Origin of the sequence: Arthrobacter silviterrae, assembly GCF_011045165.1 — a bacterium.
Lineage (GTDB): Bacteria > Actinomycetota > Actinomycetes > Actinomycetales > Micrococcaceae > Specibacter > Specibacter silviterrae.
This window is the reverse complement of the sequence record NZ_JAAKZI010000035.1, coordinates 35,906-45,610: the sequence shown is the minus strand read 5'-3', so window position 1 is coordinate 45,610 and position 9,705 is coordinate 35,906. Positions and strand designations below refer to the sequence as shown.

Genomic DNA, 9,705 nt, shown 5'->3' with positions numbered 1-9,705 from the left:
CCGCGATGCATGGGATCGTTTTCAACGACCTAGCGAACCGCCGTATGCGAGGCCCGCACGTACGGTGGTGTGAGAGGAGGGGCGGGAAACCCGCCCCTCCTACTCGATTGTCTTCGCTGTCCCCCACGGGTGGCAGCTGGAACGTTATCCACAATTGATGGATTTACTATCCCCTGTCGTCTCAACTTGGCCTAGGCTGGAATTCGCCGCCAGTTCGCCCGCCAGCTAAGGATGAAGATGGGAAACTCCCAGCCTCCGCCGTTTCCTCCCGCAGTGCCCTGGGCTCAGCAGCTTGATGGTGCCTACCAGCAGGGGTTTCGCGACGGACACCTTGCCGGCTGGCACGACGCCGTGGCAGGGGGTGCTGCAGGCGCGGCGGCGGGGAATTCGGGAGCCGTGGGCGCTTCCGCATCGCCGCCTGCAGCTGTGCCGGCAGAACCCGTTTCATCTCCTGTGCAGCACCCCGGCCCTTCGCAGTGGCTCGGCGGGCCGGCTGTGCCGGCGGCTCCATTCGCCCACTTTGGGCCCGCGGTTGTTCAGCGGGCGCCAGCCGCGGGTCCCGGCGCCACCCTGAGTGCCCCGCCGGCGCCCCCTCAGCCGCTGGATCCTGCGGAGCTTGCCCGGAGGAAGGCGCGGCGCGAAGCCCAGAACATCAACATCACCCTTTACATTGCGAGCATGCTGCTGGTTGCCGCCTCCGCCCTGTTCGTGGCCAGCGCAGCGCCGGTGCCTGTGCGCCTCATCGGCGTCTGGCTTGTCACCGGCCTGCTGTATGGGGCCGGGCTGCTGCTCCATGGTGCCGTTGACCGGCTGAGGCCCGCGGCCCTGGCATTTGCCGGAACCGGACTGGCGATTGTGCCGTTCGCCGGGCTCGCCACCTTCAGCCTTGGCTTCCCGGATGCACCCGCCGTCTGGCTGGCAACGTCGCTGATCGGCACCATTGCCTACGTTGTGGCTGCCGTCAGGCTTTCGAGCCGCCTGGTTGTGTACCTCTCGATGGCCTTCCTGCTGTCCACCGCCTGGTCGTCCGTGGCGGTTCTGGGAGCTGCGCTGGCCTGGTATTTCACGGCCCTGGTCATCTTTTCCGCCGTACTGTTGCTGGCCGGACACCTTCTTCACCGGCGCGAGGTCCGCCCGGACGGACGGCCCAGCCTGTTCGCCCGGCCGTTGGCGGAGCTGGGACCCTGGTTTGCCCCAGTTGGGCTCGTTGCTTCGCTATTGTTCGCGCTGCAGCTCAACGCAGCCGACCATGCCATGGTGCTTGCATCCGGTGTGATCTTCTACGCGGTGATGGCATGGCTGGATGTTCCAGGGCCCCGTCGGTGGAATTTCCTCGGCCTGCAACTTTCGCTCGCATTGGCGGCGCCCTTCGCGGGCTGGATGGTGGGCGAATCCATGGCTTGGTCAGCCGGCTCCATGACGGTGGTGCTGTCCGTCCAGGCAGTGGCGCTGGCTTTCACCCGCACCGCGATGGGCAGCTGGCTGCGCAGTCCGCTGTGGGTGGACAGGGACGTCTTCATTGCCGTTTCCGCGGTGGCTGTGGCAGCAGTGCCATGGTCATATGGACTGGTTCCCGGTGCTGACGGTTCGGGGGGATGGGCATGGAGCCCCGCCGTTCCCATCGTCGTGGGGCTGGCCACCGGAATGGCAGTCGTTCCGGCGTTCCTGCCGAAAGGGGAGTGGCTGCCGCTCCCGGCTGTGGGTGCGGCCATCGTGGCGGCCTCCTTCCTCAGCGCCGAAGCCTGGACGGTGGTGCTGGCCGTGGTCCTGGCCTACCTGGTGTTTCGGCTGCTAACCAGCAGCACACCCCTGCTGCGCCGGTTCATGGCGGCAGCGGCAAGGTTTGCCGCCACAGCGCTGGCAGCTTCAGCCCTGGCCGCCTGGATTCCGGCGCAACCGGTGAAACTGGCCGCAATTCTTGCCGTGACGGCCGTCATTTCCGCCGGCCAGCTATTGGTGGACACCTTGATGGGGCGGATCGGCGTCCCCAACCCGGTGACCGACTGGTCGGGCCGCGCCTGGGCTGCCGTGGGCCTGGCGATGGCCCTGGCCCTCGCCAACCTCCACATGATCCAGGAATTCGGTGGAGGCCACCCCACGGATTCTGCCGTGGATCCTGCCTTTGCCCTGGCCGCGGCGGCCCTGACCGCAGCGGCATGCATCCATTCATTTGCCATGCTGCCGCGCATGGGGCCCTATGTTGCCGCGGAACTGGTCGCTCCCAGCGTCCTGTTGGTTGGGGCCCTCAGCGCAGAGTCTGTTTTCGGGGCCCCTGGCGCTGCTGCCGGCTGGGGCCTTTTGGTGCTTTTCCTGGCGGCCATGGGCCTGCGCCTTCGATTGCGTCAGGACCGCATGCACCGGTGGATCTATTGGTGGGGTGCCCGGGCGGCCTCCTTGATGGCTGCCGCAGCCTTGTACCGGACATGGGCAGCACACGTGTCCGGGCCGGCGTTCGGGGGCGGTCCGGTAACGATCGGGCAGGTCGTCCTCGTGGCACTGGTGCCGCAACTTCTTATTCTGGCTTGGGCCCACTGGCACGGATACGGCCCCCGGGGACTGTCCGTGGACATGCTGGCCACGCTGTGCCTGACAGTGCTGGCAGCCGGGCTGGGGGCGATGGATGGCCAGGACGGTTCATGGCCGGAGATCACGGCCGTTGCACTGGTGGTGGCCGCTGTGGCTGTGCTGGGGCACGTCGTGGCCGTGCGGCCCGACGGCGCACTGGCTGTGGCGTGGGCTTCGTCGGGCGCCATGTCCCTTGTCGCACTGTTCCACGTGGGGGACAGGCGCACGCTCGAAGCCGCCCTGGCCCTGATTGTGGTGGCTGCCGCAAGCTGCGCAGCCCGGGCGGTCCAGGCCACCCTGCGCGGAGCACATTTCCTGCTGGCCAGAATTGCCGCCACCATCCTGGCCGGTGTGCTCGTCACTGAATTCACCAAGAGTCCCGCCGTGCTGAGCCTGGCCATGGCGGCCATCCTGCTGCTGCAGTGGATTGCGCAGTGGGTGGCGATGCGCAGCACCTTCGCTGCCGGGGGAGAACCGCACATTCTGCGCTCCAGCGTGTGGCTGCTGCTGGCTGCACAGGCGGCCTTGCCCCTGACATACCTCCTGGAGGCCGGGGGACTGGGCGCCCCCGCCGGACACCGTTGGGTGGTGGTCCTGGAACTGGGACTGCTGGCGGGAACGTCCGTCGTGGCCCGGCAGGTGTTCCGCGCCCGCGGTGCATCCTACCTGGCCATCGCCGTCGTCGTGGGCGCCTCCGCCACCGTTGCTCCGGTGCTTTGGCCGGGTGCCACTGCCCTGATGCTGACGGGGCTGAGCGCAGCTGCCGTCGCTTGGCGGTGCGTCCACACCCCGCGGACAGCGGAATTCCGCTGGTACTGGGCGGCCGCCGTGGCTGCCTTCCTCCTGACGGCAGGCGCAGTGGACAGTGGCGCAGGGGTGGGGATCTTTGCCATCGTCTGGCTGGTGGCAGGTCTGGCACTTATATCCGGTGCCCAGCTGGAGCGACTGCCGTGGATGGCTCTTCCGGGTGCTCTTGCGGTCCTTTGGGCAGGGGTGCTGGTCCAGGCCCAGGTCTTTGACCTGACAGGACGGGCAGGGCTTTCCGCCCTGGCCGGGTTTGTGCTGGTCGTGGGGGCCCTCTACCTGGTCCGCCTGGTGTTGTGGGACCTGGTGCCGGCGTCGCCCAAACAACTTTGGAGCATTGTTGGCGTGGCGCTTGGTGGGGGTGTGCTGTTCTCGCTCGAGTCCATGGTCGATTCGGATGTCGTACTGGTTGGCGCCGCCGCCTTCACCGGCGTCGCAGCGTTGGCCTGCGTCGAGTCGCCTCCCCGCTGGCGGCCCCACGTTGTTGACGCAGCCGTGCTGGCGTCCGCGCTGGCCTGGTTCAGGGCAAGCTCGGTGCATGTCGACCTGGGGCTGTTCTGGTTTGTGGAGTGGGTGGCACTCGCCGTGGGTGCCCTCGCGGTGCTTCGCTTTGCGGGGAAACGCGCGGAGCATGGACGCTATCTGCTGATTGCCTCGGCGTCCTTTGCCAGCCTGGCCGGGCTCCTGACAGTCTTCAGCGGTAACACCCTGCAACAACTGCTGTCGCTACTGCTGTTCGTGGCACTGCTGGTGGGCGGCCTGGCGCTGGGGGAGCGCATCTTCACGGTCTGGGGTGCCATCGGGGTGGCAACAGCAGTCCTGTGGTACCTCCGGGGGTACACCTACGTATTACTGGCCCTTTTGGCCCTGGGACTCATAGCCCTTGCAGTGTGGCGCCTGAACCGGAAGAAGCCGTCGGAAGGTGCAGCCCAGCCCCGACAGGCACAGGAACTGCCGTGACATTCCCCACAGCAACAGCCGGCGGGCGCCCGCTGCGGCCGCGCAGCGCCGCCGGCTGCAGGATCCGGACGCGTCGGCCGGGGCCGACCCCGACTCCCCGGTTGGCAATTGTGGGCATATTCCGGCATACTTATTGAGTTGTTCAAGTGCCTTTTCGCGTCCCGGTCGAGATAATGCTCGATGCAGGGTCCAAGCTGAGGACCAAACATAACCCACCCTCGCAAGTTTTGCGGGTACGTGCGTGGCTTGTCCGCGACACGCCCGACCGCGGGGGTCGGAGCTTCGGCGGATTGAGGAACCCGGAACTGTCCGGATTCAGTTCGTTGGGAGCGCGGCACGAGAGATGCCGCTTTGAACAGGAAAAGTAAACAGTGTTTACGTCAACAGCATCGCTACTACAGGTTGCTTCGTTACAGGAAAGAGAGTCACGACGCCATGGCGGGACAAAAAATCCGCATCCGGCTGAAGTCATATGACCACGAGGTCATTGATGTTTCGGCTCGGAAGATCGTTGAGACGGTCACGCGCGCAGGCGCAACGGTAGTCGGCCCGGTGCCGCTGCCCACCGAGAAGAACGTTTACTGTGTAATTCGTTCCCCTCACAAGTACAAGGACAGCCGCGAGCACTTTGAAATGCGCACGCACAAGCGTCTGATCGACATCATCGACCCCACGCCCAAGGCGGTGGATTCGCTTATGCGTCTCGACCTGCCGGCTGACGTGAACATCGAAATCAAACTGTAGGGAGGTGCTGAGAAACTATGACCGCGACCCGAAACACTAAGGGCATCCTGGGCACGAAGCTCGGCATGACCCAGGTCTGGGACGAGAACAACAAGCTTGTTCCCGTAACCGTCGTCCAGGCCGACTCCAATGTCATCACCCAGCTGCGCAACGCAGAAGTTGATGGCTACACCGCAGTTCAGATCGGCTACGGCCAGATCGACCCGCGCAAGGTGACCAAGCCGCTGGCCGGCCACTTTGAAAAGGCAGGCGTCACGCCTCGCCGCCACGTGGTGGAACTGCGCACCGCAGACGCTGACAGCTACACCCTCGGCCAGGAACTCTCCGTTGAGATCTTCGAAGCCGGCCAGAAGGTCGACGTCGTCGGCACTTCCAAGGGCAAGGGCTTCGCCGGTGTCATGAAGCGTCACGGCTTCAAGGGCGCCCCGGCCTCGCACGGTGCACACAAGAACCACCGCAAGCCCGGTTCCATCGGTGGCGCCTCCACCCCAGGCCGCGTCTTCAAGGGCATGCGCATGGCAGGCCGCATGGGTGCCGAGCGCGTAACGACCATGAACCTGACGGTTCACGGCGTCAACGCCGAGAAGTCGCTGCTGCTGATCAAGGGTGCCGTCCCCGGTGCCCGCGGCTCGGTCGTCCTGGTACGCACCGCCGTGAAGGGAGCATAAGTAAATGGCTACTGTAAGAGTTGACCTGCCCGCAGAGATCTTTGACGTACAGACCAACGTGCCGTTGCTGCACCAGGTCGTCGTTGCCCAGCTCGCTGCTGCACGCCAGGGTACGCACAAGACCAAGACCCGCGCCGAAGTTTCCGGTGCCGGCCGCAAGCCGTTTGCCCAGAAGGGCACCGGCCGCGCCCGCCAGGGTTCCATCCGCGCCCCGCACATGACCGGCGGTGGCGTTGTCCACGGCCCGACCCCTCGTGACTACAGCCAGCGCACACCCAAGAAGATGAAGGCTGCAGCCCTGCGCGGCGCCCTCTCCGACCGGGCGCGCAACGGCCGCATCCACGTTGTTGCTGAACTCGTTGCTGGCACCACGCCGTCCACGAAGGCTGCCAAGGCAGTTCTGGCCGGCGTGTCCGACCGCAAGAACCTGCTGGTTGTCATTGAGCGCGCCAACGACGTTGCCGCACTGAGCGTTCGCAACATCACCAACATCCACGTCCTCTACGTTGACCAGCTCAACACCTATGACGTGCTTGTTTCCGATGACATTGTGTTCACGCAGGCTGCCTACGATGTCTTCGTTTCCGGCCGCGCCGCTGCCGAGGCTTTTGCCTCCAGCATGCTGTTGGTTGAAGATTCCGTGGACGCTGCCGATGCTGCCGAAGGCACCATCAAGGGCAACAAGGACTCGATGAAGTACCACGTGCCTGGTTCACGCTGGTACGACGCCACGGTGGCCGAGGTTTGGTTCGCAACGGTTGAGGAAGCCAAGGCCGCAGGCTTTGTTCCCGCCGGTGGCGAGTCGGCCCAGACAATTGAGGAGGACGCCAAGTGAGCGCCGTCACCATCAAGGATCCGCGCGACGTAGTGCTTGCACCCGTCGTCTCGGAAAAGAGCTACGGCTTGATCGACGAAGGCAAGTACACCTTCCTGGTCGACCCCCGCTCGAACAAGACCGAGATCAAGCTGGCCGTGGAGAAAATCTTCTCCGTCAAGGTCGACTCGATCAACACCATCAACCGTGCCGGCAAGCGCAAGCGCACCAAGTTCGGATGGGGACAGCGCAAGAACACCAAGCGCGCAATTGTTTCCCTTCGCGAAGGCACAATCGACATCTTCGGCGGTCCGCTTTCCTAAGCGGAGACCACTTTAACGAGGAAATAAACTATGGGAATCCGTAAATACAAGCCGACAACCCCGGGCCGTCGCGGCTCGAGCGTTGCCGACTTCACTGAAATCACGCGGTCGACGCCGGAGAAGTCTCTGGTCCGTCCCCTGCCCAAAAAGGGTGGCCGCAATAACACCGGTCGTATCACGACTCGTCACAAGGGTGGTGGCCACAAGCGCCAGTACCGCCTGATTGACTTCCGTCGCCACGACAAGGACGGCGTCAACGCACGCGTTGCTGAGATCGAATACGATCCCAACCGCACCGCACGCATTGCCCTCCTGCACTACGTTGATGGCACCAAGCGTTACATCATCGCCCCGAACAAGCTCAAGCAGGGCGACTTCGTCGAAGCCGGCCCCGCAGCTGACATCAAGCCTGGCAACAACCTGCCGTTGCGCAACATCCCCGTGGGTACTGTTATCCACGCTGTGGAGCTGCGTCCCGGCGGCGGTGCCAAGATGGCCCGTTCAGCAGGTGCGTCTGTTCAACTCGTCGCCAAGGAAGGCAAGTTCGCCCAGCTGCGTCTGCCCTCCGGTGAAATCCGCAACGTTGATGCGCGCTGCCGCGCCACCATCGGTGAAGTGGGCAACGCTGAGCAGTCCAACATCAACTGGGGCAAGGCAGGGCGCATGCGCTGGAAGGGCGTCCGCCCGACCGTGCGTGGTGTCGTGATGAACCCTGTCGACCACCCGCACGGTGGTGGTGAGGGCAAGACCTCCGGTGGACGTCACCCGGTCAACCCGAACGGTAAGCCGGAAGGCCGTACCCGCCGTCCCAACAAAGAGAGCGACAAACTGATTGTTCGTCGCCGTCGTACTGGCAAGAACAAGCGATAGGAGCCTGGAGACATGCCACGTAGCCTGAAAAAGGGTCCCTTCGTAGACCAGCACCTCTTTGTGAAGGTAGCTAGGGAAAACGAAAAGGGCACCAAGAACGTCATTAAGACCTGGTCCCGCCGCTCGATGATCATCCCGGACATGCTGGGTCACACGATCGCCGTGCACGATGGTCGCAAGCACATCCCCGTGTTTGTCACCGAGTCGATGGTCGGGCACAAGCTCGGCGAATTCGCCCCCACGCGGACATTCCGCGGCCATGTCAAGGACGACCGCAAGGGCAAGCGCCGCTAGGCGCTTAGCTTTTACGGCTAAGACGAGAGAAGGATAGCAATGGAAGCCAAGGCAAGTGCGCGTCATCTGCGCGTCACGCCTATGAAGGCCCGGCGCGTCGTCAACCTGATTCGTGGCAAGCAGGCGAATGAGGCATTGGCGATTCTGAAGTTTGCCCCCCAGGCAGCTTCAGAGCCGGTATTCAAGGTAGTCCAGTCCGCAGTGGCTAACGCCCGCGTTCTGGCAGATCGCGACAGCATCGCGTTCAACGAAAACGATCTGTACATCAGCGAAATCTTCGTTGACGAGGGCCCGACCATGAAGCGGTTCCAACCGCGTGCACAGGGTCGCGCCTTCCAGATCAAGAAGCGCACCAGCCACGTCACCGTGGTTGTCGCTACCCCCGAGAAAGAGGAGGCTCGCTAAGTGGGACAGAAAGTAAACCCGCACGGGTTCCGTCTCGGGATCACCACGGACCACCGTTCACACTGGTTCGCGGACAGCAACAAGCCCGGGCAGCGGTATAAGGACTTCGTAAAGGAAGACATCCAGATCCGCGCACTCATGTCCACGGGCATGGACCGGGCCGGCATTTCCAAGGTTGAGATCGAGCGGACCCGCGACCGTGTACGTGTGGACATCCACACCGCACGTCCGGGCATCGTCATCGGCCGCCGCGGAGCTGAAGCAGACCGCATCCGCGGCGAGCTCGAAAAGCTCACCGGCAAGCAGGTTCAGCTGAACATCCTGGAAGTGAAGAACCCGGAAGCAGACGCTCAGCTTGTTGCCCAGGGCATCGCCGAGCAGCTGACTTCACGTGTGGCCTTCCGCCGCGCCATGAAGAAGGCCATGCAGTCCGCACAGCGCACCGGCAGCGTCAAGGGCATCCGTGTCGCTTGTGCCGGTCGACTGGGCGGCGCTGAAATGTCCCGCACCGAGTTCTACCGCGAAGGTCGTGTGCCCCTGCACACCCTGCGCGCCAACATCGACTACGGCTTCTTTGAAGCCAAAACCGTGTTCGGCCGCATCGGTGTCAAGGTCTGGATCTACAAGGGCGATGTCACGAGCAAGGAACTGGCTGCCCAGGCAGCCGCAGCTCCCGCCCGTGGCCGTGGCCCGCGTCGTGACGGCGATGACCGCGGTCCCCGCGGCCCCCGCGCCGGTGGCGACCGTCGTCGCAACGACCGTCCCGAGCGCACCGAGGCTGCTGCCCCGGTGGAGGCTCCCGCAGCTTCAGCTCCGGCAGTAGAAGGAGGGCAGGCTTAAATGCTTATCCCACGTCGAGTAAAGTTCCGCAAGCAGCACCACCCGGGTCGTTCCGGGCAGGCTACTGGCGGAACCACGGTCACGTTTGGTGAGTGGGGCATTCAGGCCCTGACGCCCGCCTACGTCACCAACCGCCAGATCGAGTCCGCTCGTATCGCCATGACCCGCCACATCAAGCGCGGTGGAAAGGTGTGGATCAACATCTACCCCGACCGCCCGCTGACGAAGAAGCCTGCTGAAACCCGCATGGGTTCCGGTAAGGGTTCCCCCGAGTGGTGGATCGCGAATGTCAAGCCCGGCCGTGTTCTCTTCGAACTCTCCGGTGTATCAGAAGAGGTAGCTCGCGAGGCACTGCGCCTGGCAATCCACAAGCTGCCGTTGAAAGCACGCATCGTGCGTCGCGAAGGTGGTGAGTAGA

The 9,705-nt window shown here is 64.2% G+C and carries 10 protein-coding genes; all 10 read left to right on the top strand.

Annotated elements, in window-relative coordinates; genetic code table 11:
- Window positions 1-237 precede the first annotated feature (237 nt).
- Window positions 238-4,329 (top strand): hypothetical protein, encoded by a 4,092-nt coding sequence (locus tag G6N77_RS16540; RefSeq protein ID WP_165183265.1) that lies wholly within the window; start codon window positions 238-240, stop codon window positions 4,327-4,329.
- 435 nt (window positions 4,330-4,764) lie between these two features.
- A complete protein-coding gene (rpsJ, locus tag G6N77_RS16535; RefSeq protein WP_003803825.1) occupies window positions 4,765-5,073 on the top strand; it encodes a 30S ribosomal protein S10 in 309 nt (102 codons plus the stop codon).
- Between the two features lie 17 nt (window positions 5,074-5,090).
- Window positions 5,091-5,741: a 50S ribosomal protein L3 gene (rplC, locus tag G6N77_RS16530; RefSeq protein WP_165183264.1), complete on the top strand. Its 651-nt coding sequence runs from the start codon at window positions 5,091-5,093 to the stop codon at window positions 5,739-5,741.
- A 4-nt stretch (window positions 5,742-5,745) separates the two neighbouring features.
- The gene (gene rplD / locus G6N77_RS16525) at window positions 5,746-6,576 is read left to right on the top strand and encodes a 50S ribosomal protein L4, sunset domain variant (protein WP_165183263.1); all 831 of its coding nucleotides are present in this window, start codon (window positions 5,746-5,748) and stop codon (window positions 6,574-6,576) included.
- Window positions 6,573-6,878, top strand: coding sequence for a 50S ribosomal protein L23 (gene rplW, locus G6N77_RS16520; protein WP_038464693.1), 306 nt, complete (start codon window positions 6,573-6,575; stop codon window positions 6,876-6,878). The genes rplD and rplW overlap by 4 nt, the downstream gene beginning before the upstream one ends.
- Window positions 6,879-6,908: 30 nt before the next feature.
- A complete protein-coding gene (rplB, locus tag G6N77_RS16515; RefSeq protein ID WP_165183262.1) occupies window positions 6,909-7,748 on the top strand; it encodes a 50S ribosomal protein L2 in 840 nt (279 codons plus the stop codon).
- Between the two features lie 12 nt (window positions 7,749-7,760).
- On the top strand, window positions 7,761-8,042 hold the full coding sequence (gene rpsS / locus G6N77_RS16510; protein ID WP_003803803.1) for a 30S ribosomal protein S19: 282 nt from the start codon (window positions 7,761-7,763) through the stop codon (window positions 8,040-8,042).
- A gap of 39 nt (window positions 8,043-8,081) precedes the next feature.
- The gene (gene rplV / locus G6N77_RS16505; protein WP_044576432.1) at window positions 8,082-8,447 is read left to right on the top strand and encodes a 50S ribosomal protein L22; all 366 of its coding nucleotides are present in this window, start codon (window positions 8,082-8,084) and stop codon (window positions 8,445-8,447) included.
- Window positions 8,448-9,287, top strand: coding sequence for a 30S ribosomal protein S3 (gene rpsC / locus G6N77_RS16500; RefSeq protein ID WP_165183261.1), 840 nt, complete (start codon window positions 8,448-8,450; stop codon window positions 9,285-9,287).
- Window positions 9,288-9,704, top strand: a complete 417-nt coding sequence (gene rplP, locus G6N77_RS16495; protein WP_165183260.1) for a 50S ribosomal protein L16 — start codon at window positions 9,288-9,290, stop codon at window positions 9,702-9,704.
- The last annotated feature ends 1 nt before the right edge of the window (window position 9,705 follow it).